We start from the raw sequence: 24,138 nt of genomic DNA on the forward strand, positions 1-24,138 counted from the left end.
TCAGTCGATTTCGAACGTGCGTGCCGTGTCGCTGTCGACGGTGATGCGCACCGTCATCACGTTCTCGGGCAGGAGCTGCTCGATCTTTTCGGGCCATTCGACCAGGCAGAGGTCGCCCGAGAAAAAATACTCTTCGTAACCGAAATCATAGGCTTCGCGGATGTCGTTGATCCGGTAGAAATCGAAATGATGGATACGGCGGTTGCCCTTGCCCTTGTACTGGTTCACGATGGCGAACGTAGGACTGGTTACGGTGTCCGTGGCGCCCAGTTGGGCTGCGATCTCGCGGATCAGCGTGGTTTTGCCCGCGCCCATTTCTCCGCGCAGTGCGACTACCGTGCGGCGGCCGAGCGCTTCGATGACCGCCTCGGCGACGTCCGGCAGTTCGTCCTGCGAGGTGATGTGGATCGTTTTCATATTACTGCTTGGGTTTTAAGACGATATAAGGTACGATCATTTCTTCCATCGAGATGCCGCCGTGCTGGAACGTGTTGCGGTAATAGCGGATGTGGCGGTTCGCATCGTTGTTGTAGACCAGGAAATCCGAATTGTAGGCGAAGATATAGCTCGACGTGAGGTTGCTCGACGGCAGCTGTACGTCCTCGGGTTTCAGGATCTCGTAGACGTCGCGCGAGTTGTAGGCCAGGTTGCGCCCCGTCTTGTAGCGCAGGTTGGCCGAGGTCTCGCGGTCGCCCGTCACCTTGACGGGGTTGTCCACGCGGATGGTGCCGTGGTCGGAGGTGATCACGACCGTGTGCCCCCGCTCCGAGAGGAGCTTGAGGATGGTGTAGAGGTCGGAGTGCTCGAACCACGAGCGCGTCAGCGACCGGAATGCCGCGTCGTCCTCGGTCAGCTCGCGGATGATGTCGGTCTCGGTACGGGCGTGCGAGAGGATGTCGAGGAAGTTGTAGATGATCACCGAGAAATCGGCGTCGTACACTTTTTGTATATTGTCGACCAGCCTGCGGCCCTGTTCGGGGCGCACGAGCTTGTCGAACGAGAATTTCCAGTTCTTCCCGTTCTGGGCCATCAGCCGTTTGAGGAACTCCTCCTCGTACTGGTTCTTGCCGCCTTCCTCGTTGTCGTTGAGCCATTTGTTGGGCATCAGCTTGTCGATGGCCAGCGGCATCAGGCCGGCGAAGATGGCATTGCGGGCGTATTGCGTTGCCGTGGGGAGGATGGCGCAGTAGAAATCGTCGAGCGCCACGTCGTAGTAGCCCCGCAGCAGCGAGGAGATCGACCGCCACTGGTCGTAGCGGAAGTTGTCGATCAGCAGCAGCGTGGTCTTCGGGTTCTCGTCCGCCACCGGGAAGATGTTGGTGCGCATGAGCGTGTGTGACATCACGGGGGTGTCGTCCGAGCGCTTGTTGATCCAGTTGTAGTAGTTGCGGCGTACGAACTTGCAGAATTCCTGGTTCGCCTCGGTCTTCTGGTAGGTGAGCACCTCCTTGATGCCCTGGTCGGTGGATTCCGAAAGCTCGACCTCCCAGTTGGTGAGCTTGCGGTAGAGCGAGCACCAGTCCGAAAAGGTCTCGGCCATCTGCAGCGACGAGGAGATACGCCCGAATTCCGACCGGTAGTCGGCCGTGGTCTGCTCGGTGACGAGCTGCTGCTGGTGCACGTTCTTCTTGATCGAGAGCAGCACCTGGTTGGGGTTGACGGGTTTGATGAGGTAGTCGGCGATCTTCGAGCCGACGGCCTTGTCCATGATGTTCTCCTCCTCGCTCTTGGTCACCATGATGACGGGCGTCGTGGGGCGCACCTCCTTGATCTTGGGGAGGGTCTCGAGCCCCGTCATGCCGGGCATCATCTCGTCGAGGATTATCAGGTCGTAGGCGCCTTCGGCCGCCATGTCGATCGCGTCGTAGCCGTTGTTGCAGGTGTCGACTTCGTAGCCTTTCTGTTTGAGGAACAGGACGTGGGGCTTCAAGAGTTCGACCTCGTCGTCCACCCAGAGTATTTTGACCATACGGTTATCGGATTTTAGTTCGCAAAATTAGTTATTTTATTATCAAACGCAAAAACCGGGCGTTTATTGGGTTGGCGGGATATTATCCGCGGTTCCGGGGTGTAAATCGCCTCCGGGACGGTTTGCAGCGGCGTGCCGGGAGTCTCGCGGGAGCGGAGCCCCGGCTCCGGGCAGGGCGAGGATGCCGTGCCCTCTGCAGCCCGTGTGCAGGATGGCCGCGCAGGTGTCGTCGGGCGCGGGGCGGGCTGCCGCACCGGCATCCGGGCGGGGAGGGCCGTGCCGGGACGCTTCGGGCGCAATGATGCCCGGAAAAGGCTTCTTCCTTTTCGGCGGGTTTGTGGTTAATGTGTTGATTATGAATGATTATTGTGCGCGGTTCGCTTCGGCGTGCCGTCCGGATATAATTGCCTGGCACATAATATTTTAATTTTCCGCCGAGTTTTGCCCGATATTTGTTATCCTCTTGTTCCAGTGGCTGGTAGGGGACTGCCGGAAAAATAATGAAAAAAAGTTGAGGTTTATTGGCTAAAATGTAAATAAAGCGTATATTTGCAGTCCGAATGTCTTCACACGAACTTAATAATTTAATACTATATAACTATGACAAAGGCAGATATCGTAAGCGAAATCGCTAAGAGCACCGGCGTTGAGAAGGTGCAGGTTCAGGCAATCGTCGAAGCTTTCATGGATAGCATCAAGACCTCTCTGACCAACAAGAACAACGTGTATCTCCGCGGCTTCGGCAGCTTCATCGTGAAGAAACGTGCAAAGAAAGTCGCACGCAACATCTCGAAGAACACGACCATCACCATTCCGGAACATAACATCCCCGCTTTCAAGCCCGCCAAGAGCTTCGCTGCGAAGGTGAAATAATTCAATAAATAAAGAACCTCTAAAATTTAAGGACTATGCCAAACGGAAAGAAGCATAAGCGTCACAAGATGGCTACCCACAAGCGCAAAAAACGTCTGCGCAAGAACCGCCACAAGAAAAAGTAGGGTAGCACCTTAGTGCTAAACGATAGATAAAGCTAAAGGAGCCCCGGGTTCTTTTAGCTTTACCTATTTTTTGCGGTTTTTTGCGACCGGGGCCCGTATCCCCGGGGGGAATGCAGATCCCCGGATAGCCGTTTGCGGACGTCAGGCCCTCTTGCAACGCAGGTTATGAGGCTGCCGCAGAGGCATTGCGACGCAGTGCCGCCGAAAAAACAGGGTATTGTCTTACCCGCCATGTTGCCGGCCGATGTGTCCGGACAATATTTTCCTTTGGAGTTCGCCGCCACTTCAGACCAAAATGCGGCCTAACCGGTTTCAGTATTCCGCAACCCCGTTTCCGGGGTGCGACACACGATATAGATGAACAGAGAATTAATCGTTAACGTCAACCCGACAGAAATCTCCATTGCGCTGTGTGAGGACAAGGTGCTTGTCGAGCTCAACAAGGAGCAGTGCCAGACGGGTTTTTCCGTAGGGGATATCTACCTCGGGAAAGTACGCAAGATAATGCCCGGGCTCAATGCAGCCTTCGTAAACATCGGGCACGAAAAGGACGCTTTTATCCACTACCTCGACCTGGGAAGCCAGTTTCCCTCGTTGCAGAAGCTGGTCGCTTCGCAGCAGCCCGGCAAGCGGGGAATGCGCGTCGAGGGCATGAAGCTCGAGCCGCCCGTCGAAAAGACGGGCAAGATCGGCGACTATCTTCAGGTCGGGCAGAACATCATGGTGCAGATCGCCAAGGAGGCCATTTCGACCAAGGGGCCCCGCCTGACCTCCGACATTTCGCTGGCCGGCCGCAACGTCGTGCTGGTGCCCTTTTCGTCCAAGGTATTCCTTTCGCAGAAGATCCGCTCGGCGGACGAGAAGAAACGCCTCAAGCGCATCGCGGCTGCGGTGCTCCCCAAGAATTTCGGGGTCATCATCCGCACGGCGGCCATGGAGGCCAAGGACGAGGACATCGAGCACGACATCCAGTCGCAGATCGACCGCTGGCGCAAGACCTGCGCCGCGATCAAGAAGAGTACGCCGCCCGCGCAGCTGATGAGCGAGATGAACCGCGCCAATACGATTATCCGCGATTCGCTCAACGGCTCGTTTTCGCAGATCGCCGTCGACGACGAGGCGATGTACAACGACATCCGCAATTACATCCGCCTGATCGAGCCCGAGAAGGAGAAGATCGTCAAGCTTTACCGGGGCAACGTCCCCATCTTCGACAACTTCGACATCTCGAAGCAGATCAAGTCGCTCTTCGCCAAGTACGTCTCGCTGCGCCGCGGCGCCTACCTGATCATCGAACACACCGAGGCGATGAACGTCATCGATGTCAATTCGGGCAACCGCACCAAGGCCGAGGACAACCAGGAGCAGACCGCCATGGACGTCAACCTGGCGGCCGCGAAGGAGATCGCCCGCCAGCTGCGCCTGCGCGATTTGGGGGGTATTGTCATCATCGATTTCATCGACCTGCACAAGGCGCAGAACAAACAGGCGCTCTTCGACGAGATGGTCAAGCTGATGTCCACCGACAAGGCCAAGCATACGGTGCTGCCGCTCACCAAGTTCGGGCTGATGCAGATCACCCGCCAGCGGGTGCGTCCCGTGGCCGTGGAGGAGGTGTCGGACGTCTGCCCGACCTGCAACGGCACGGGCAAGATCGAGCCTACGGTATTGCTGGACAAGAAGATCGAGAACCAGATATCATTCCTCACACAAGACCGGGGACACAAGTATATCAAGCTGGTTGTCAGCCCCTATGTGGCTGCTTTCCTGCGGAAGGGCATCTGGTCGCTGCGCCGCCGCTGGGAGTGGAAATACAAACTCCGCCTGCGTGTCGTCGAAGACCAGAGCCTCGGCATCGTCGAGGTGCATTACCACGATGACAAGGATAACGACCTGATTAACAAGTGACGCTATGACTGCCAGCGAGCAGCTGGCGCAGTTCGCCGCCGGGTCGAAGGCCCTGCCGAAATTGTGCCGCGAATATAAGAAGGAGAGCGCAACCGTCCACCTGAAAGAGCTGGTCGGCGGTGCTCTTTCGTTTTATGCGGCGGCGGCAGTGGCGAAAACGGGGGGCGTGCATATCTTCATGGCCGAAGACCGGGATGCCGCGGCCTACCTGCTGAACGATTTTTACAACCTGCTGGACGAGAAGCAGGTCTATTTCTTCCCCTCGTCCTACAAGCGTTCGGCGGCCTACGGCGCCGAGGATGCCCAGGGCGTGGTGCAGCGCACCGCGGCGATGAACGCCGTGCGGGGCTTCACGAAGGGATATCTGGTGGTCTGCACCTATCCTGAGGCGCTGGCCGAACGGGTCGTCGACGCCGCGACCTTGCAGCGCGACACGATTGCCGTGAAGCTCGGCGACAAGATTTCGATCGCCGTGCTGGAAGACGCCCTTGCGGATGCGAACTTCACGCGCGTCGATTTCGTCTACGAACCGGGGCAGTACTCCGTGCGCGGTGGTATCGTCGATGTTTTTTCCTATTCGGAAAGCAAGCCTTACCGGATCGACTTCTTCGGCGACGAGGTCGACTCGATCCGCCGTTTCAATATTTCGAGCCAGCTCTCGGCCGACAAGCTCGACCGGGTGGAAATCGTCCCCAACCTCAATGCCGGCGAGGCACCCCGGGTGTCGTTCGTGCAGTTCGCAGGTTCTGGGGCAACCTGCTGGTTCTACGATGCCGACTATGTGCTGCGCCGCGTCAACGACCTGCGCCGCAAGGTGCTCGCGGACATGGAGGAGCCCGGGCAGATCGACCGCCTGCTGACCAGCCGCAACGTGCTGTTGCGCGACATGGCCGGCAACAGCGTGGTGGCGCTGCGCGACAACCTGCCGGAACGCCCCGCCACGGCGGCCGTGGTGTTCGACACGGCCCCGCAGCCCAAGTTCAACAAGAATTTCGAGATGCTGGCCGACGACATGATCCGCAATTCGCTGCGGGGCTATGCGACCTACATCCTCTCGGAGAACAAGGTGCAGGTTGAACGCCTCGAAAACATCTTCCACCAGATAGGGCGCGGGCAGGCCGCCGTGCGGTCGCTCTCCGTTACGCTGCACGAGGGGTTCGTGGACAACGACCTGAAACTGTGCCTCTATACCGACCACCAGATTTTCGACCGTTACCAGCGTTACCGTATCAACGGCGAGATCCGGCGCGACGAGCAGATGACCGTCGCCGAGCTGAACCAGCTCCGCCCGGGCGACTATGTGGTGCATATCGACCACGGCGTGGGGCGTTTCGACGGGCTGGTGAAGATCAACGAAAACGGCAAGGTGCACGAGGCTATCAAGCTGGTATACAAGGACGGCGACGTGTTGTTCGTAAACGTCCATTCGCTCCACCGCATTTCGCGTTACAAGTCCGGCGACGGCGAGCCGCCGAAGGTCTATAAACTCGGCAACGGGGCATGGCAGAAACTCAAGAACGCCGCCAAGAAGGCCGTCAAGGATATCTCGCGCGAGCTGATCGCCCTCTATGCCAAGCGCAAGGCCAGCAAAGGGTTCGCATTCACGCCCGACAGTTACCTGCAGCACGAGCTGGAGGCGTCGTTCCAGTGGGAGGACACCCCCGACCAGCAGACGACCGTCGCGGCCGTCAAGAAGGACATGGAGTCCGACCAGCCGATGGACAGGCTGGTCTGCGGCGACGTGGGCTTCGGCAAAACCGAGGTGGCGATCCGCGCGGCATTCAAGGCTGCCGTGGACGGCAAGCAGGTGGCGGTGCTGGTGCCGACGACGATCCTCGCCCTGCAACACTACCGCTCCTTCTCGGAGCGCCTGCGCGATTTCCCCGTGCGGGTCGAGTATCTCAACCGCACCAAGACCGCCAAGGAGGCGGGGCAGATACGTGCCGACCTCGAATCGGGGCGTATCGACATCCTGATCGGCACCCATAAAATACTGGGCAAGCAGATCAAATTCCGTGACCTGGGGCTGCTGATTATCGACGAGGAACAGAAGTTCGGCGTCGCGGCCAAGGAGAAACTCACGCAGATGGCCGTCAACGTCGATACGCTGACCCTGACGGCGACGCCGATCCCGCGCACGCTGCAATTTTCGCTCATGGGCTCGCGCGACCTGTCGGTCATCTCGACCCCGCCGCCCAACCGCCAGCCGATCGTCACCGAGTCGCATGTCTTCTCCGAGGAGATCATCCGCGACGCCGTCGAGGCCGAGCTCGCACGCGGCGGCCAGGTATATTTCGTCCATAACCGCGTCGAAGACCTGATGTCCATCCAAGGGCTTATCACGCGCGTATGCCCCAAGGCCCGCGTGGCCGTCGGACACGGCAAGATGCCGGCCGAGAAGCTCGAGAAGCTGATCATGGATTTTATATACGGGGAGTTCGACGTGCTCGTTTCGACCACGATCATCGAGAACGGCATCGACATCCCCAATGCCAATACGATCATCGTCGACAATGCCCAGAATTTCGGCCTGAGCGACCTGCACCAGTTGCGCGGGCGCGTGGGGCGCAGCAATCAGAAAGCCTATTGCTACCTGCTCTCGCCGCCCGAGGAGATGCTGTCGTCCGATGCGCGGCGCCGCCTGCGGGCGATCGAGGAGTTCTCCGACCTGGGGTCGGGGTTCAACATTGCGATGCAGGATCTCGACATCCGCGGCGCGGGCAACCTGCTGGGTGCCGAGCAGAGCGGGTTTATCGCCGACATCGGTTTCGAGACCTACCAGAAAATCATGAACGAGGCGATCGCCGAGCTGCGGGCCGAAGGCTTGCAGGTGGCGGGTCTGGGTGCCGCCGAGCAGGATGTCGTGGAGCAGATGCATTACGTGGATGACGCGCACATCGAAATAGAGGTCGAGGCCGGGTTGCCCGATGCCTACGTGGCGCAGCAGGCCGAACGCCTGAAACTTTACCGCGAGCTCGACTCGACCAAGGACGAAGCCGCGTTGCAGGCCTTCGAGAGCCGTCTGGCAGACCGTTTCGGCCCCCTGCCGCGCGAAGCGCAGGAACTGCTCAACGTCGTGCGCCTGCGCTGGGAGGCGATTCGCCTCGGCATCGAACGGGTGAAGGTCAAGAACGGGCTGATGATCCTCCACTTCGTCGGCGAGCAGAATTCGCCCTATTACAAAAGCGATACCTTTATGGAGTTGCTTCGCAAGGTGACGCAAAATCCCGCCAGATTTGTGCTCAAACAGCACAATAATCGTCTGGCGATGACCGTTAGGAATGTCAAAGACATTGAGGACGGGTATAAAACACTGCAACAGCTTTGAATTTAGTCGTAGATATCGGGAACACCCTGGTAAAACTCGCGGTTTTCGACAGGGGAGAACTTGTCGCGCAGCGTTGCACGGAGCGGTTGCACCCGTCGATGCTCGAAGAACTGCTCTCCGAATGGCCCGTGCGGCGCGCCGTGGTGGCGTCGACGCGCGGCGAGGTCGATGACGTGGCGGCGATGCTCCGCGGGCGGGTGGATTATCTGCTGGAGTTCACCTCCCAGACCCCCGTGCCCATCGGCAACGCATACCTTACGCCCGAGACGCTGGGGCGCGACAGACTGGCCGCAGCCGTCGGCGCGACAGTGCTCTATCCGGGTGAGAACGTGCTGATCGTCGATTTCGGTACGGCGGTGACCATCGACCTGGTGACGGCTGACAATACGTTCCGGGGCGGCTGCATCTCCCCGGGGGTGAAGACGCGTTTCAGGGCGCTGCACGATTACACGGCCAAGCTGCCGCTGTGTGCCGCGACCGAGGATGAAGGACTCTCGGGGCTCACGACCGAAGAGGCCATCGAGTTGGGCGTGATGAACGGGATCGCCTTCGAAATCGAAGGTTATGTCGTGCGCATGCGGGAACAAATCGACGGCCTGTGCGTAATTTTTACCGGCGGGGATGCAAAATTCTTTGTTAAACGAATTAAAAATACGATATTTGCAAACTGTAATCTGGTCTTTTGCGGATTGAATAGAATTTTAGAGCACAATGCAAGTGAAGAACACCTTGATTAAGCTGGTTGTTGCGGCAGCCGTGATGCTTCCTTATGCCGTATCGGCCCAGACAAGCAGTATTAACGCATTCTCTCCCTATACGATGTACGGCGTCGGCGAGATCAATACGCCCGGTACGACGCAGATGCGCTCGATGGGCGGCGTCGGGGTGGCCATGGGTACTCCGGGTAAAATTAATCTGCTCAACCCTGCAGCGTACAGTACCATCCCGCAAAAGAGCTTCCTCTTCAGTTTCGGCCTCGAGGGACAGAATTACTACAATTCGCAGAAGGTGGACAATGTGTCCAAAAACACGGCCTATAATACGTTCAATTTCCATGATATCGCGTTCCAGATGCCGGTCGCCAAGAAACTCGGGCTCGGGTTCAGCCTCACGCCTTACAGCTCGGTGGGCTACCGTACCAAGTATACCCAGGACTACGACCCGAACGATCCGGTTTGGGGCAATGTGGGGCGCGTGCAGTACGTCTATCAGGGCGAGGGCGACGTGACGGAGGTCAAGGTCGGCCTGGGCTGGGAGATTTTCAAGAATTTCTCGTTGGGTGTCGCGGCGCAGTATTACTGGGGCGACATCGACCGCAGCTTCGTGATGACCCCGACGCCGATCACGGGCGACGGAACCTTCTCGTCGACGGTCGGCAGCGACAATTACAGCATTTCGAGCATCAAAGGACAGGTCGGTGTCCTTTGGAAGGCTGTCATGAACCAGAAACGCATGCTGACGTTCGGCGCTACGTATGATTTCGGCGGCAACCTGAATCCCGATGTGACCAAGCGGATCTATATCGGCGACCTGTATAATTCGACCGTGAAGGGCGATACGACCCATTTGGCACTTGCCTTGCCGCGTCAGCTTTCGGTGGGGGCTTATTATATGACCTCGAAATGGACGATCGGGCTTGACTATGTCTATCAGAACTGGACCGGCGGCAATAAGGCGACCGAAATGACCGGGATCAGCGGGCCGGACAAATCTGCATACGAAGTGGCCTATACCAATACGAGCATGGTGAAGATGGGCGTGGAGTATACGCCGAACTATTACGACGTGCGCAGGTTCATGAAACGCTGGGCCTACCGGGCGGGTTTCCGTTACGGAACCTACAACCAGACCTACGACGGCAATAAAATCGGCGAATACGCCGTTACGTTGGGTGTAGGGGTGCCTGTGAAGTTCCTCGGCAGTTCGACCATCGACGTGGGCGTGGAATACGGACGTCGCGGCTATAACCTTTCCGAGCGCCTGGGACTGGTGCGGCAGCAGTATTTCAAATTCTCGGTCGGATTCTCGCTCTTTGCGGGTGCCGAGAACGGGGAATACTGGTTCCGCAGGCCGAAATACGATTAGTTTTTGAGCCGGAAAATTGCACGTCCGAGGAATTAGTAGTAACTTGCGACCCCGACACGGAGGTAGTTTAACTGACGAAAACAATTATAAGTATAAGAAATACAAAAATTAATCTCTGACCGATGAAAAACGTAAAATTTCTGCTTTCTGCCGCTTTGGTGTTTTTGGCTTCGGCGGCTTTGGCTCAGGATTTCAGTGCCCCGCAATATGCGAAATGGGGCGCTACTCCCGAAGAGCGTGAACAGAACATTCTGAACAGTAATTTCCTGAAAGAATCGTGCGACAACCGTGACTACGATGCCGCAGCACACTACCTCAAGGGGCTTATCGACAAGATACCCGATGCTGCGGAGTCGATCTACCAGCGCGGTGCCGTCGTGTATAAGAACAAGATCAACCGTGCCAAGAGCGTGGCGGAGAAGAACATGTTCATCGACTCGCTGATGCTGATGTACGATATGCGTGCCCAGTATTTCGGCGATAACGTCAAGCCCGGCAAGACGGCCTTTATCCTCGACCAGAAGGCGCGCGAGTTCCTGCGCTACAAACCCAACGACCGCAAGGGCATCCGCGAGGCATTCCGCGCGGCAATCGCGCAGGGCGGCGACAGCACCGACCCCGAAACCGTGGTGGCCTATTTCTCGAACCTCTGCGAGGATTATAAGAATACCGACGAGGTGATGCCCGATGAGATCATCGCCGAGTACGACCGCCTGACCCCGTTCTTCGAGAAGAACCCCGAGGCCGGCGATTACAAGTCGCAGTTCGACGCGGCTTTCGGCCTGAGCGGCGCGGCCAGCTGCGAGAACCTCGAAAATCTGTTCCGCGGCAAGCTGGAGGCTGCTCCCGACGATGAGGCGTTGCTGGCGCAGGCCGTAGCCCTGATGTCGCGTGCCAAGTGCGACGGCGATTTCTATTTCTCGATTGCCGAGAAATACTATACGGTGAAACCTTCGTCCGAAACTGCGATGTTCCTTGCGCAGGCCTTCCAGAGCAAGGGCGACTATACGAAGGCCATGAAATACCTCAATGAAGCGCTTGCCGTCGAGACGGATCCCGCTGAGCGTCAGCTGCTGCTGGTGCGCATGGCGCTGGTAGGTTTGGTTTCCAACGACATCCAGGGCGCCGCATCGGCTGCCCGTCAGGCCCGCGATCTGAACCCCGAGGACGGTGTGCCGTATTTCGTACTGGCTCAGTGCTACGGCATTTCGGCAGCTCATTGTGAAGGTTTCGCCGGGCCGGCTACCTTCTGGGCAGCTTACGACACGATGGCCAAGGCCGTCGAGCTGCTGCCGAGCGATTCGGAATACCGCGAACCTGCCAAAACCTCGATGAACGCATTCCGCAGCCGTTTCCCGACTTCGGAGGAGTGCTTCTTCAACGAGTTGCAGGAAGGCGCACGCTATACCGTCAACTGCGGTACGGCTGCCGGTGTGTCGACTACTGTGCGTCCCCGCTAATTGATGGACAGATTTATCGCAAGATACGTGATGGTAGCACTCTCCGTTGTGGGGAGTGCTATCTTGCTATTCTCTTGCGAGCGTGAAGAAGAACCCGAATCGGAGTCCCGGATAGAGATGATGATGACCGAATACAGCGAAAACCTGTCGGTTGTCATGTCGCAGAACGGCCGCCGTTCGTATCATTTCAAAACCCCGCTGCTCGAAGGTTATTCGCTGGCGCGCGAGCCTTACCGCGAGTTCCCCAAGGGGGTGGAGATGACGACCTATAAGAACGATTCGCTCTCGTCGGTCGATGCCGTGCTGACGGCCAACTATGCGATCCATTACGAGACCCGCGACCTGTGGGAGGCGCGGGGAAATGTCGTGGTAGAGAAATCGGACGGCAAGAAACTCTATACGCAACAGTTGTTCTGGAACGCGCGAACCAAGAAAATCTATTCGAACGTCGATTCGAAAATCGTGCAGAACGACGGCCGCGACGTGTTCATCGGCGAAGGTTTCGAGTCGGACGAGGAGTTCAAGGACTGGCGCTTCCGCCGTATGAAGGGGCGCATGGAGGTCGAGGTCAAACCTAACGAATCGGACTCTACGGCGGTGGCCGAACCTGCCGACCGGACTTCGGATTCGCCCCGCCCTGCGACAGACCACCCTGCGACAGACCACCCTGCGACAGACCGGCCTGCCGCTCCGGTTGCGGCGCGGCCCGCGGCACCGCTTTCCGAGGAGCCGCCTTTGGCTGCACCAGCTGTCTGCCCCGACGGGCAGGATGAGCTTCGCCCGGCCGAACCGATCGGTGAGATACAGCCGCTGCGGCGTGCCGTACATGCGGACGAAGCGGGGGAGTAACCCAAAATAAACAGGACGATGCTTACTTCGGTCATACTGATTGTCTTAATGCTGTTATTGTCGGCATTCTTTTCGGGCATGGAGATCGCTTTCACGAGCAAGAACCGCCTGAAACTGGAGATCGACCGCAAACAGAGCCGCATGTTCGACCATATCGCGGAGATTTTTTCCCGCCACCCCGGGCAGTATATCACCACGATACTGGTGGGCAACAACATTGCTCTGGTCATCTATTCGCTTTACATGTCGTTGCTGCTGCGCGGCATCTTCTATGCGCTGGGGTGGGAAAGCATCGCCCGTAACGGTTCGGTCGCCATCGAAACGGCCGTGTCGACCGTCATCATCATCTTTGCTGCGGAGTTCCTTCCCAAGTCGATCTTCCGCAACAACCCCAACTTCTATTACCGCGCCCTGGCGCCGGTGATCTATTTCTTTTACCTGCTGCTCTATCCGATCGCCCGCCTCACGACGCTCATATCGCATGGTATCCTGCGCCTGGCGGGGCGCCGTGTCGAGGAGCGGGCCGTGTCGCACAGCTTCGGCCGCGACGATCTCGCGGCACTGCTCGATACCAATATGTCGGAACCGCGTCCCGAGCCGGACAACGAGTTCAAACTTTTCCAGAATGCGCTGGATTTCGCCGACCTGCGGGTTCGCGACTGCATGGTGCCGCGTGTGGATGTCGAGGCGGTGGATATCGACGACACGTCGATCGGGCAGCTCACGGCGCGGTTCGTCGATTCGAAATATTCGCGTATTTTCGTCTGGCGCAAGAGTATCGACAACATCGTCGGTTATGTCAATTCGAAGAGTCTGTTCACGCGCCCGGCCAATATCGCCGACGTGATGATGCAGGTCAATTTCGTGCCCGAGACCATGCCGCTGCAGCTGATGTTGCAGAATTTCATCAAGCACCGCAGCAACATCGCCGTGGTGATCGACGAGTTCGGCGGGACGGCGGGCGTCATTTCGCTCGAGGACGTGCTCGAACAGATTTTCGGCGAGATAGAGGACGAACACGACATACCCGACCTTACCGAAAAGCAGGTCGGCCAGGACGAGTATGTCCTCTCCTGCCGGCTGGAGGTGAAATACCTCAATGAAAAATACGGGCTGGGGATCGAAGAAAGCAAGGAATACGATACGCTGGCGGGCTTCATCATCTTCAATTACGACGGGATCCCGACCGCCGGGGAAACGGTTTTCATCGGCGGCCTGCAGTTGCGCATACTGCGTACGACGCGTTCGCGTATCGAGCTGGCGAGGGTCAAGAAATTGTAGGAATTTTTATAGTATAATAAAGGCCTTTTTCCGAATAAATTTTACTACCTTTGACTGCTAATTCGAAACAAACGAATAATTAACGATTTATATGGCAAGTTTAAACACTCTTCGCACCAAGTTCGGCATCGTGCTGTCGATTGTCATCGCAGGCGCCCTCTTGGCTTTCATTCTCTCCCTGAAGACCGAAATGGGCTTCTCGGGTAACGACCCCCGGGTCGGTGTCATCAACGGTGAAAAAATCAACTATTCGGAGTACTACAACCAGTACGAGCAGATCAAGGCGCAGAGCGGCGCCCAGGAGAGCGACGAACAGCAGTCCGCCATGCTCGCCAATGCTGCATGGCAGGCTCTGATCGGCAAGTATGTGCTGGAACCCGGTTTCGACAAGATGGGGCTGTGCGTTACGGAGCCCGAGCGTCTGTCGATGGTCAGCGGCCAGCATCCGTCGCAGGCGTTCTACAACGCCTTCGCCGATCCCCGCACTGGCGAGTACAACGTGGCTGCCGTCGGGCAGTTCCTCGCGCAGGCCGAAACGAATGCGCAGGCACAGCAGGCCTGGGCACAGCTCAACCAGCAGGCCCGCATGGAGCGTGAGATCGCCAAGTACCTCGGCCTGATCAAGGGCGGCGTGTATGTCAATGCACTCGAAGTTGCGAACGGAGTGAATGCGGCCAACAATACCTATTCCGGGAAATGGGCCGGCAAGAAATATTCGGCGGTTCCCGATTCGCTGATCCAGGTGAAGTCCGGCGACATCAAGGCATACTACAACAGCCATAAGGATATGTTCAAGCAGACTCCCTCGCGTACGCTGTCGTATGTCGTGTTCGAGGTTACCCCCACGGACGACGATATGCTCGCTCTCGAAAAGAGCGTTGCCGAGGTGGGCGCACAGTTCGCCGCTACGGAGGAGCTGAAGTCGTTCGTACGTGCCAACCGCAACGGCAAGATCGCCGATTCCTATGTTTCGGCGGCTCAGCTTTCGGAGGACGAGGCCAAGGCACTGCTGGCGGGTGAGACTTACGGCCCCGTGCTGAAGAACAACCAGTGGACGATGGCCCGTGTGCTGGATTCGAAAATGGTGCCCGATACGCTGGGAATCCGCCATATCGTGCTGCCCTATACGCAGGAGGCGCTGGCCGACAGCCTGCTGACGGTAATCAAGGGCGGTGCCGATTTCGCACAGCTCGCCTCGCAGTATTCAGTATACGAAGCTACGGCAGCCAACGGCGGCGAAGTGGGCGTGGTTCCCTTCTCGGCTTTCACGGGCGAATTCGTTGCCGCGCTGGCCAATGCCAAGCGGGGGGACGTGGTGAAGGTCGCTTCGGGCGATGCCATCCAGCTGATGCAGGTGTACCGTGCCGACAAACCTTCGAAGCACATGCAGGTGGCGACGATCACCTATCCCGTCGAGGCTTCGGCTGCGACGCGCCGCAATGCCCACAACCTGGCCGGCACTTTCTCGGTGAATGCCAAGGGCTCGGTCGAGGCGTTCAACAACGCCGCTTCGGAAGCGGCCGTTACTCCCCGTGTCGCCTCGCTGGCGCAGGGCGAGCGTACGATCCGCGGCCTGGAGGATTCGCGTGAGGTTGCCCGCTGGGCTTACGGTGCCGAGACAGGCGATCTTTCGGAAATCTTCACCGTCGGCAACGACTATGTGGTCGCTACGCTGACCGAGATCGACGACAACGAGTACACCCCGGTCGACAAGGTGGCTGCGCAGGTTCGCGCCCAGGTTCTCCGGGACAAGAAATACGATTATATCACCAAGCAGATCGCCGGTACGACGCTCGACGAGCAGGCTGCCAGCCTCGGTTCCGAGGTCGCCGATTTCGACGGCGTGACTTTCGGTGCCTTCTACGTGAACGGCCCGGGTGTCGAGCCCCGTCTGGTAGGCGCCATCGCTTCGACGACCGAGAAAGGCGTCCTGTCGGCTCCGGTGAAGGGCATGTCGGGGGTTTATGTTTTCCAGGTGGATGACATCCAGACTTCGGACAAGCAGACTGCCGAGGGCGAGAGGGTGCGTGCGCAGGCCATGGCCGAGAGCATGGCGCAGCAATTCTCGGTGCAGGCCATCCAGCAGATGGCCAACATCCAGGATCTGCGCGGCGAATATTTCTAAGCCTCGGATAAAAAATACGATATAGTTTTGAACGCCGGAATATTCCGGCGTTCTTTTTGTTATTTTTGCGTATATTTAGAAGTCGTATCAAAACATATCGCATACAATTATGAATAATTTTGTTTATCACAATCCGACGAAACTGGTTTTCGGCAAAGGGCAGATCGCTCAGCTCGCAAAGCTGATTCCTGCCGGCAAGAAGATTATGATTACCTTCGGCGGCGGCAGCGTGCGCCGCAACGGCATTTACGACCAGGTCGTCAAGGCCCTCGAAGGCCGTGACTGGGTCGAATTCTGGGGCATCGAGCCCAACCCGTCGGTCGAGACCGTCCGCGAGGCCATCGCATTGGGGCGTGAGCACGGCTCGGAGTTCCTGCTGGCCGTGGGCGGCGGGTCGGTCATCGACGGTACGAAGCTGATCGCTGCGGGGCTGCTTTATGACGGCGACCCGTGGGAGATCGTCCTGAAAGGGCAAGCGGATAAAACCGTTCCCCTCGGGACGGTGCTCACGATGTCGGCGACGGGATCGGAAATGAACAACGGCTCGGTGATCTCGTGCCAGGAAACGAAGGAGAAATTCCCGTTCAACGGCGACTATCCGCTCTTTTCGATCCTCGATCCCGAGGCATTGTTCTCTTTGCCGCAGAAGCAGATCGCCTACGGCCTGGCCGACACCTACGTGCATGTGCTGGAGCAGTATATGACCACGCCCGGGCAGTCGCGCCTGATGGATCGTTGGGCCGAAGGCATTCTGCATACCGTGATCGAGATCGCACCCCGGATTCGTGAGAACCAGCACGATTATGCCGTGATGTCGGAGTATATGCTTGCGGCGACCCTGGCGCTGAACGACATGATCCGCATGGGAGTGGCGCAGGACTGGGCGACGCATATGATCGGGCATGAGCTGACCGCACTGCACGGGCTGACGCACGGTGCGACGCTCGCCATTGTCATCAACGGTACGTTGCGCGTGCTGCGCGGTCAGAAGCGCGGCAAACTCCTGCAATACGGCGAACGGATATGGGGTATCACCGATGGTTCCGACGAGGAGCGTATCGAGCGGACGATTGCAGCCAACGAGGAGTTCTTCCGTTCCCTGGGGCTTTCGACGCATCTTTCGCAGGAGGGCATCGGCGAGACTACGATCGCCGAAATCGAACGCCGCTTCAATGCTGCGGGCAGCAGGTTCGGCGAGGCGCGCAATGTCGACGGGGCGATGGCGCGCAGGATTCTGGAAGCCTGCCTGTAGTTTGTCCCCGAGACCATCTGTATCCATGAAAAAATCCCCGCCGAGACGTCTCGGCGGGGATTACCGTATTCTGTCGAACCGTTATTCGGCGAGCAGGATTTCCAGGATCTTGATGGCGGCCGTGGCGATCGGGGTGCCGGGGCCGAAGATGGCGGCGGCGCCGTCGCGGTACAGTTCGTCGTAATCCTGATGGGGGATTACGCCGCCGACAATCACGATGATGTCCTCGCGGCCGAGCTTCTTGAGCTCTGCGATGATCTGCGGCACGAGGGTCAGGTGGCCTGCAGCGAGCGACGAAACGCCCACTACATGCACGTCGTTCTCGACAGCCTGTTTTGCGGCCTCCTCCGGGGTCTGGAACAGCGGCCCCATGTCGACGTCGAAACCGATGTCGGCATAACCCGTGGCTACTACCTTGGCACCGCGGTCGTGGCCGTCCTGGCCGAGCTTCGCGATCATGACACGCGGCTGGCGGCCTTCCTTCTTGGCGAATTCGGCGCACAGCTCCTTGGCACGCTCGAACTGTTTGTCGTTTTTCACTTCTGAACTATATACTCCTGATATTGAACGAATGACGGCTTTGTAGCGGCCTACGACAACCTCGCAGGCGTCGGAAATCTCACCCAGCGAAGCGCGTACCTTGGCGGCCTCGACAGCCAGCTCCAGCAGGTTGCCCTGCTTGGTCTTCACGCACTCGGTGATCGCTGCGAGGGCCTTCTTCACGGCATCCTCGTCGCGCGAAGCGCGCAGCTCCTTCAGACGCTTGATCTGGCTTTCGCGCACGGCGGTGTTGTCCACGGCCAGGATGTCGATCGGAGCCTCTTTCTCCAGGCGGTATTCGTTGATGCCGATGATCTTCTCCTCGCCGGAGTCGATACGCGCCTGCTTGCGGGCCGCAGCCTCCTCGATGCGCATCTTCGGAATACCGGTCTCGATAGCCTTGGCCATACCGCCCAGTTTCTCGACTTCCTGGATACGCTCCCATGCCTTGTGGGCGATCTCGTTGGTGAGCGACTCCACGTAGTAGGAGCCTGCCCACGGGTCGACCTCGCGGCAGATATTGGTTTCCTCCTGGATGTAGATCTGCGTATTACGGGCGATACGTGCCGAGAAGTCGGTCGGCAGGGCGATGGCCTCGTCCAAAGCGTTGGTGTGCAGCGACTGGGTGTGTCCCAGGGCGGCGCCCATGGCCTCGATGGCGGTACGTGCCACGTTGTTGAACGGATCCTGCTCCGTAAGCGACCAGCCCGAGGTCTGCGAGTGGGTGCGCAGCGCCAGCGACTTGGGGTTCTTGGGCTCGAACTGCTTGACGATCTTGGCCCACAGCATACGTGCCGCGCGCATCTTGGCGATCTCCATGAAGTGGTTCATGCCGATGGCCCAGAAGAACGACAGGCGGGGGGCGAAGGCGTCCACCGACATGCCTGCGTTGATACCTGCGCGCAGGTACTCCAGTCCGTCGGCCAGCGTGTAGGCCAGCTCGATGTCGGCCGTGGCGCCTGCCTCCTGCATGTGGTATCCCGAGATCGAGATCGAGTTGAACTTGGGCATGTTCTTCGAGGTATACTCGAAGATGTCGGCAATGATGCGCATCGAGAACTCGGGGGGATAAATATAGGTGTTACGCACCATGAACTCCTTGAGGATGTCGTTCTGGATCGTACCGGCCAGCTGGTCGAGCGTGCAGCCCTGCTCCAGACCCGTCACGATGTAGAATGCCAGGATGGGCAGCACGGCGCCGTTCATGGTCATCGACACCGACATCTTGTCGAGCGGAATGCCGTTGAACAGTACCTTCATGTCCTCGACCGAGCAGATCGACACGCCGGCTTTGCCCACGTCGCCCACCACGCGCGGGTGGTCGGCGTCGTAGCCGCGGTGCGTAGCAAGGTCGAATGCCACCGACAGACCCTTCTGCCCGGCGGCCAGGTTGCGGCGGTAGAATGCGTTGGACTCCTCGGCGGTCGAGAAACCCGCATACTGGCGGATCGTCCACGGGCGCATCACGTACATCGTCGAGTAGGGGCCGCGCAGGAACGGGGCGATACCTGCCGCATAGTTCAGGTGCTCCATGCCTTCGAGGTCTTGGGCCGTATAGGCGCCCTTGACGGGAATACCCTCGGCCGTCAGCCACGGCTCGACCTGTCCGCAGCCTTTCGAGGCGCAGCAACTTTTCTGCTGGCCTGCGTCGTATGTCAGTTCTGAAAATTTAGCTCTCATGATTAGATTCCCATCTCTTTAAGGTAGAACTTAAGTGTTTCCAAGACGTTGGACTTCACGTTTATGAAGTTCGTGATGCCCTGCGCTTCCAGTTCGGGTGCGCAGGCCGGTGCCCCGGCAACCACCAGGATCGCCTTGCCGCCGAGCAGCTCCTTGACTTTCGGGGCTGCCTCCGCATAGTCGTCGTCGCTTGCGCAGACCACGACGATCTGCGCCTTGGATTCGAGTGCGGCCTTCGCGCCCTCTTCGATCGACTTGAAATAAGTGTTGTCGATCACCTTGATGCCGGCGCATGCGAAGAAATTGCACGAGAACTGCGAGCGGGCGCGGGCCATGCCCAGGTTGCCGCACGTCAGCATGAATGCCTTGGGCTCCTTGCCGCTGCGATCCACGTGCAGGCGCATCTCCTCGAACGCCATGGCGCCGCGGTAGGGGACGAGTACATTGCCCTCGGCCTGCTTGCGCGTAACGGACTCGTCGGTGATCTCCTTGCCGGCGACCTCCGTAAAGTTGGGATATTGGTTGGCGCCGAGCAGCGTCTGGCGGCGCGTAGCGATGTTCTTGTCCTTGGCTGCGGCCGACGCTTTGATACGCTCGACGATCAGGCCGGCCTTGTAAGCCTCGGTGTAGCCTCCCTTCTCCTCGATTTCGAGGAAAAGCTTCCAGGCTTCGGCTGCGATCGACTGCGTGAGGTTCTCGACATAGTACGAGCCTCCTGCCGGGTCGACGACCTGGTCGAAATGCGACTCGTTCTTGAGCAGCAGCTCGACGTTGCGGGCGATGCGCTTCGAGAACTCGGTCGGGTTTTCGAACGAGGCGTCGAACGGCATCACCTCCAGCGAATGTACGCCGGCGATCGTGGCCGACATGGCCTCGGTCGTGCCGCGCAGCATGTTCACGTAGGGGTCGTAGACGGTCTGGTTCCACCGCGAGGTCTCGGCGTGTATCTGCATCTTGCAGGCGCAGTTCTTCGCCGGGCCGTAGCCCTTGACGATGTTGGCCCACAGCATGCGTGCCGCGCGGAATTTGGCGATCTCCATGAAATAGTTGGAGCTTACCGAGAACGAGAAGCGCAGTTTGCGTGCGGCCGCGTCGACGTCCAGCCCTGCGTCCGTCAGGCGTACGAGGTAGTCGTGGCCTGCCGAAAGGGTGAATGCCAGCTCCTCGACGATGGTCGAACCCGAGTTGCCGAAGGTCTGTCCCGCAACGGTTACGATGCGCACGTGCTTGTACTCCTTGGTCTTGTGGATCAGCTCGACGATGCGGGCGATGCACTTTTCACCGTTGGGCGAGCAGAATTCGCCTTTCGACGAAAGCCCTTTTACCAGCGGGTCGATGCAGAATGCGATGCGGACATCCTCCTTGGCGATGCCCTCCTTTTCGACTTTGGCCAGGACGAGCTCGGCGACATGGGCCGTCTTCTCTCCGCAGAAGGTGATCTCGACAGCCGGAATGCAGATGTCCTTGAGCAGCGTGTCGAGGTCTGCGGCCGAGAAATCCGCCGACGCGATGCAGAAGCCGAGCGAGTCGACGCCTGCGTTGAGGATTTTCAGTGCCTCGGCGTTTGCCTCCTTGGGGCATACGACGCTCACGGTCTGGTGTACGCGCCAGCGGTTGTGCGCGTGCGTACCGCGTACGTAAGGGAACTCGCCTGCCTGCGAGCCCAGGAACTTGATGCCCTCGAGGTTCTCGGCGCGGTAGTAGGGCCGGACGTTGAAACCTTCGCCCGTTTTCCATACCAGCTTGCGCTCGTAATCAGCACCTTTCAGGTCGGCCGTAATCACCTCCTCCCACTTCTCGGTCGGAACCGGCGGGAATTCAGTGAACAGCTTTTCACTTTTGGTATTTGCCATAACTATTTAGAGATTAGTATAAGTGTAGTTTCAAAATTGCATGTAAAGGTACAAAATTATTAGTGATTGAAACAAGAAATTGTTAATAAAATAACACTATATAATTTCTTTTTATAATATAGGCGATTTCGTTTGCTTTCGGCAACCGCCGGAAGAAGTTTTTTAGTTGTGGTGAAATAGTTTAATATTGTTCTTAATAGCTATAAAAATTACGAAAAACTAAAAATGTGAAAATTCGGGGATATGACGAAAATTTAAGGGTGTTTTTCGGAAAATTGCATTGAAATTCGGCGGTTTTATGGAAAAATGCATGTAATTTTTCGGAAAATGCTGAAAAAATAGGGTGTTTTTCGAAAAAATGCCGATTTTGTGAAAACAACGTAACTGAAAAAATATTACATTTGCAAGCGAGATCGATACATACGGCGGCAGGGGTGAAGCCGCGGGTTAGTCAGGTTGGGCGGAGTATGCCGCGAGGCAGTTGCCCTCCGGAATTTTAGGTTAGGTTTTAGTTCAGCAATTATTCGGCTTCCGCCCCTGCGCGTATGTTTTTAATGGAATGCTAATCCAATTCAATTACATCTATGTCATCATTGCTCAGATTCAAGATGGTCGATGCGGCCATAAACCACACCGCCGTCGAGGTGAAGGCTCCCGAAGGACGTCCTTCGGACTATTTCGGGAAACGGGTATTCGGGCGTGCAGCCATGCGCAAGTATTTGAACAAGGCTACTTACGACGCCCTTGTCGATACGATGGAGAACGGTACGCCCCTCACGCGGGAGGTTGCCGACGGTATCGCGGCGGGCATGCGCCAGTGGGCGCTGGAGCACGGTGCCGACCACTATACCCATTGGTTCCAGCCCCTGACGGGAGGTACGGCCGAGAAGCACGATGCGTTTGCCGACCCGGACGGCTTGGGCGGGGTTCTGGAGGAGTTCTCCGGCAAACTGCTCGTCCAGCAGGAGCCCGATGCGTCGTCGTTCCCCAACGGAGGCATCCGCAATACGTTCGAGGCTCGCGGTTATTCGGCCTGGGATCCGACCTCGCCGGCCTTCATCGTCGACACGACGCTCTGTATCCCGACCGTCTTCATCGCCTATACGGGCGAGGCGCTCGATTACAAGGTGCCGCTGCTGCGCTCGATCTCGGCGGTGAACAAGGCCGCGACCGAGGTGTGCCACTATTTCGACAAAAACGTGCAGCGGGTCATCTCGTATCTGGGCTGGGAGCAGGAGTATTTCCTCGTGGACGAAAGCCTCTGGGCCGTACGTCCCGACCTGATGCTCACCGGGCGTACGCTGATGGGGCATGAATCGGCCAAGAACCAGCAGTTGGAAGACCACTATTTCGGTGCGATCCCGACCCGTGTGATGGCATTCATGAAAGACCTCGAATACGAATGCCTGAAACTGGGCATCCCCGTCAAAACCCGCCACAACGAGGTGGCGCCCAACCAGTTCGAACTGGCGCCGGTCTACGAGGAGGCCAACCTTGCCAACGACCACAACCAACTGCTGATGACCGTGATGGACAAGATCGCCCGCCGTCACAAGTTCCGGGTGCTGCTGCACGAAAAGCCCTTCAAGGGGATCAACGGTTCGGGCAAACACAACAACTGGTCGCTGGGGACGGATACGGGCGTGAACCTGCTGGGGCCTGGCAAGACCGCGTCGGAGAACCTGCAGTTCATCACCTTCCTGGTCAATGCCATTTCGGCCGTACACAAGCACAACGGCCTGCTCAAGGCGGCGATCATGAGCGCCACGAACGCACACCGCCTGGGAGCCAACGAGGCGCCCCCGGCAATCATCTCGACCTTCCTCGGGACGCAGGTGTCGGCCGTGCTGGACAAACTGGCGGCCAGCAAGGGCGACGATGCGATCCGCTTCGACGCCAAGAATGTGTTCAAGATGAGCGGCATCTCGCATATCCCGACGCTGCTGCTCGACAATACCGACCGTAACCGCACCTCGCCGTTCGCGTTTACGGGCAACCGGTTCGAGTTCCGCGCCGTAGGTTCTTCGGACAACTGTGCCGAGGCGATGATCGTGCTCAATGCGGCGATGGCGCACGAACTGGCTGAGTTCAAGCAGAACGTTGATGCCAAGATCGAGGCCGGCATGAAGAAAGAGAAAGCCATCTACGAGGTGCTCAAACAGATGATCAAGGCCTGCAAGGCCATCCGCTTTGACGGCAACGGCTATTCCGACGAGTGGAAGGCCGAGGCGCGCAAACGCGGCCTGGACTGCGAAACCTCGACGCCGCTGATTTTCGACCGTTACCTCGACAAGCAGACGCTCCGGATGTTCGGCGACACGGGCGTCTTCTCGAAGGTCGAGCTCGAAGCCCGCACCGAGGTGAAGTGGGAGACCTACACCAAGAAAATCCAGATCGAGGGGCGCGTGCTGGGCGATCTGGCGATGAACCATATCGTGCCGATTGCTTCGAAGTACGAGGCATTGCTGCTCGACAAGGTCTACAAGATGTCGCAGATCCCGGGGCTGAACGCTTCGGCCGACATCGAACTCATCAAGAAGATCCAGTACCATACGGCCGAAATACAGCGGCTCACGGCCGGGATGGTCGACGCCCGCAAGGTGGCCAACAGGATCGAGGATCAGCGCGAGAAGGCGATCGCCTACCATGATACCGTAGCCGCATGTTTCGACGAGATCCGCCGCCACATCGACAAGCTGGAGGAGATCGTCGACGACCAGATGTGGCCGCTGCCCAAATACCGCGAGCTGCTTTTCCTGCGCTGATCGCCTCCTTATATAATTGTGTAATGTCCGGGTTTGCCGCTCGGA

General features: G+C 58.2%; 15 protein-coding genes. 11 read left to right on the forward strand and 4 right to left on the reverse strand.

Annotated elements, in window-relative coordinates:
• Entirely contained in the window at nt 1-417 is a 417-nt protein-coding gene (gene tsaE, locus DW189_RS00205; protein WP_018695169.1) for a tRNA (adenosine(37)-N6)-threonylcarbamoyltransferase complex ATPase subunit type 1 TsaE, read from the reverse strand.
• 1 nt (nt 418) lies between these two features.
• Nucleotides 419-1,969 carry a response regulator gene (locus DW189_RS00210; protein ID WP_022333367.1) on the reverse strand — a complete coding sequence of 517 codons (1,551 nt, stop codon included), beginning with the start codon at nt 1,967-1,969 and terminating at the stop codon, nt 419-421.
• Between the two features lie 600 nt (nt 1,970-2,569).
• Between DW189_RS00210 and DW189_RS00215 the strand changes: the two genes are divergently transcribed.
• The 10 genes from DW189_RS00215 (at nt 2,570) to DW189_RS00260 (ending at nt 17,255) form a co-directional block, all read left to right on the forward strand.
• Nucleotides 2,570-2,842 carry an HU family DNA-binding protein gene (locus DW189_RS00215; protein ID WP_009596092.1) on the forward strand — a complete coding sequence of 91 codons (273 nt, stop codon included), beginning with the start codon at nt 2,570-2,572 and terminating at the stop codon, nt 2,840-2,842.
• Between the two features lie 482 nt (nt 2,843-3,324).
• A complete protein-coding gene (locus DW189_RS00220) occupies nt 3,325-4,875 on the forward strand; it encodes an Rne/Rng family ribonuclease (protein ID WP_018695171.1) in 1,551 nt (516 codons plus the stop codon).
• Between the two features lie 4 nt (nt 4,876-4,879).
• Complete coding sequence (gene mfd / locus DW189_RS00225) at nt 4,880-8,203, forward strand: transcription-repair coupling factor (RefSeq protein WP_117506466.1); 3,324 nt, start codon at nt 4,880-4,882, stop codon at nt 8,201-8,203.
• Nucleotides 8,200-8,940 carry a type III pantothenate kinase gene (locus tag DW189_RS00230; RefSeq protein ID WP_055204582.1) on the forward strand — a complete coding sequence of 247 codons (741 nt, stop codon included), beginning with the start codon at nt 8,200-8,202 and terminating at the stop codon, nt 8,938-8,940. The genes mfd and DW189_RS00230 overlap by 4 nt, the downstream gene beginning before the upstream one ends.
• Nucleotides 8,915-10,288 (forward strand): OmpP1/FadL family transporter, encoded by a 1,374-nt coding sequence (locus DW189_RS00235; RefSeq protein ID WP_232045617.1) that lies wholly within the window; start codon nt 8,915-8,917, stop codon nt 10,286-10,288. Before DW189_RS00230 ends, DW189_RS00235 begins: the two co-directional genes overlap by 26 nt.
• 122 nt (nt 10,289-10,410) lie before the next feature.
• Nucleotides 10,411-11,748 carry a tetratricopeptide repeat protein gene (locus DW189_RS00240; RefSeq protein WP_055204584.1) on the forward strand — a complete coding sequence of 446 codons (1,338 nt, stop codon included), beginning with the start codon at nt 10,411-10,413 and terminating at the stop codon, nt 11,746-11,748.
• 3 nt (nt 11,749-11,751) lie between these two features.
• The gene (gene lptC / locus DW189_RS00245; RefSeq protein WP_232045616.1) at nt 11,752-12,597 is read left to right on the forward strand and encodes an LPS export ABC transporter periplasmic protein LptC; all 846 of its coding nucleotides are present in this window, start codon (nt 11,752-11,754) and stop codon (nt 12,595-12,597) included.
• Nucleotides 12,598-12,615: 18 nt separating this feature from the next.
• Nucleotides 12,616-13,878 (forward strand): hemolysin family protein, encoded by a 1,263-nt coding sequence (locus DW189_RS00250; RefSeq protein ID WP_117506468.1) that lies wholly within the window; start codon nt 12,616-12,618, stop codon nt 13,876-13,878.
• 91 nt (nt 13,879-13,969) lie between these two features.
• Nucleotides 13,970-16,003, forward strand: a complete 2,034-nt coding sequence (locus DW189_RS00255) for a peptidylprolyl isomerase (RefSeq protein WP_117506469.1) — start codon at nt 13,970-13,972, stop codon at nt 16,001-16,003.
• Nucleotides 16,004-16,112: 109 nt separating this feature from the next.
• The gene (locus DW189_RS00260; protein ID WP_117506470.1) at nt 16,113-17,255 is read left to right on the forward strand and encodes an iron-containing alcohol dehydrogenase; all 1,143 of its coding nucleotides are present in this window, start codon (nt 16,113-16,115) and stop codon (nt 17,253-17,255) included.
• Between the two features lie 81 nt (nt 17,256-17,336).
• On the opposite strand, the gene scpA is transcribed toward DW189_RS00260, so the two are convergent.
• Complete coding sequence (scpA, locus tag DW189_RS00265) at nt 17,337-19,475, reverse strand: methylmalonyl-CoA mutase (protein ID WP_117506471.1); 2,139 nt, start codon at nt 19,473-19,475, stop codon at nt 17,337-17,339.
• A gap of 2 nt (nt 19,476-19,477) precedes the next feature.
• Nucleotides 19,478-21,328 (reverse strand): methylmalonyl-CoA mutase family protein, encoded by a 1,851-nt coding sequence (locus DW189_RS00270; RefSeq protein ID WP_117506472.1) that lies wholly within the window; start codon nt 21,326-21,328, stop codon nt 19,478-19,480.
• A gap of 608 nt (nt 21,329-21,936) precedes the next feature.
• Here DW189_RS00270 and DW189_RS00275 point away from each other — a divergent pair.
• Nucleotides 21,937-24,093 carry a glutamine synthetase III gene (locus DW189_RS00275; protein ID WP_026318244.1) on the forward strand — a complete coding sequence of 719 codons (2,157 nt, stop codon included), beginning with the start codon at nt 21,937-21,939 and terminating at the stop codon, nt 24,091-24,093.
• Nucleotides 24,094-24,138 lie beyond the last annotated feature (45 nt).

The organism is Alistipes sp. AM16-43, from assembly GCF_003435745.1.
GTDB lineage: Bacteria > Bacteroidota > Bacteroidia > Bacteroidales > Rikenellaceae > Alistipes > Alistipes onderdonkii.

Excerpts from the sequence above, each read along its gene's own strand:
- tsaE (WP_018695169.1), bottom strand. The coding sequence starts at position 417 with ATGAAAACGATCCACATCACCTCGCAGGACGAACTGCCGGACGTCGCC.
- DW189_RS00210 (WP_022333367.1), bottom strand. The coding sequence starts at position 1,969 with ATGGTCAAAATACTCTGGGTGGACGACGAGGTCGAACTCTTGAAGCCC.
- DW189_RS00215 (WP_009596092.1), top strand. The coding sequence starts at position 2,570 with ATGACAAAGGCAGATATCGTAAGCGAAATCGCTAAGAGCACCGGCGTT.
- DW189_RS00220 (WP_018695171.1), top strand. The coding sequence starts at position 3,325 with ATGAACAGAGAATTAATCGTTAACGTCAACCCGACAGAAATCTCCATT.
- mfd (WP_117506466.1), top strand. The coding sequence starts at position 4,880 with ATGACTGCCAGCGAGCAGCTGGCGCAGTTCGCCGCCGGGTCGAAGGCC.
- DW189_RS00235 (WP_232045617.1), top strand. The coding sequence starts at position 8,915 with ATGCAAGTGAAGAACACCTTGATTAAGCTGGTTGTTGCGGCAGCCGTG.
- DW189_RS00240 (WP_055204584.1), top strand. The coding sequence starts at position 10,411 with ATGAAAAACGTAAAATTTCTGCTTTCTGCCGCTTTGGTGTTTTTGGCT.
- lptC (WP_232045616.1), top strand. The coding sequence starts at position 11,752 with ATGGACAGATTTATCGCAAGATACGTGATGGTAGCACTCTCCGTTGTG.
- DW189_RS00250 (WP_117506468.1), top strand. The coding sequence starts at position 12,616 with ATGCTTACTTCGGTCATACTGATTGTCTTAATGCTGTTATTGTCGGCA.
- DW189_RS00255 (WP_117506469.1), top strand. The coding sequence starts at position 13,970 with ATGGCAAGTTTAAACACTCTTCGCACCAAGTTCGGCATCGTGCTGTCG.
- DW189_RS00260 (WP_117506470.1), top strand. The coding sequence starts at position 16,113 with ATGAATAATTTTGTTTATCACAATCCGACGAAACTGGTTTTCGGCAAA.
- scpA (WP_117506471.1), bottom strand. The coding sequence starts at position 19,475 with ATGAGAGCTAAATTTTCAGAACTGACATACGACGCAGGCCAGCAGAAA.
- DW189_RS00270 (WP_117506472.1), bottom strand. The coding sequence starts at position 21,328 with ATGGCAAATACCAAAAGTGAAAAGCTGTTCACTGAATTCCCGCCGGTT.
- DW189_RS00275 (WP_026318244.1), top strand. The coding sequence starts at position 21,937 with ATGGTCGATGCGGCCATAAACCACACCGCCGTCGAGGTGAAGGCTCCC.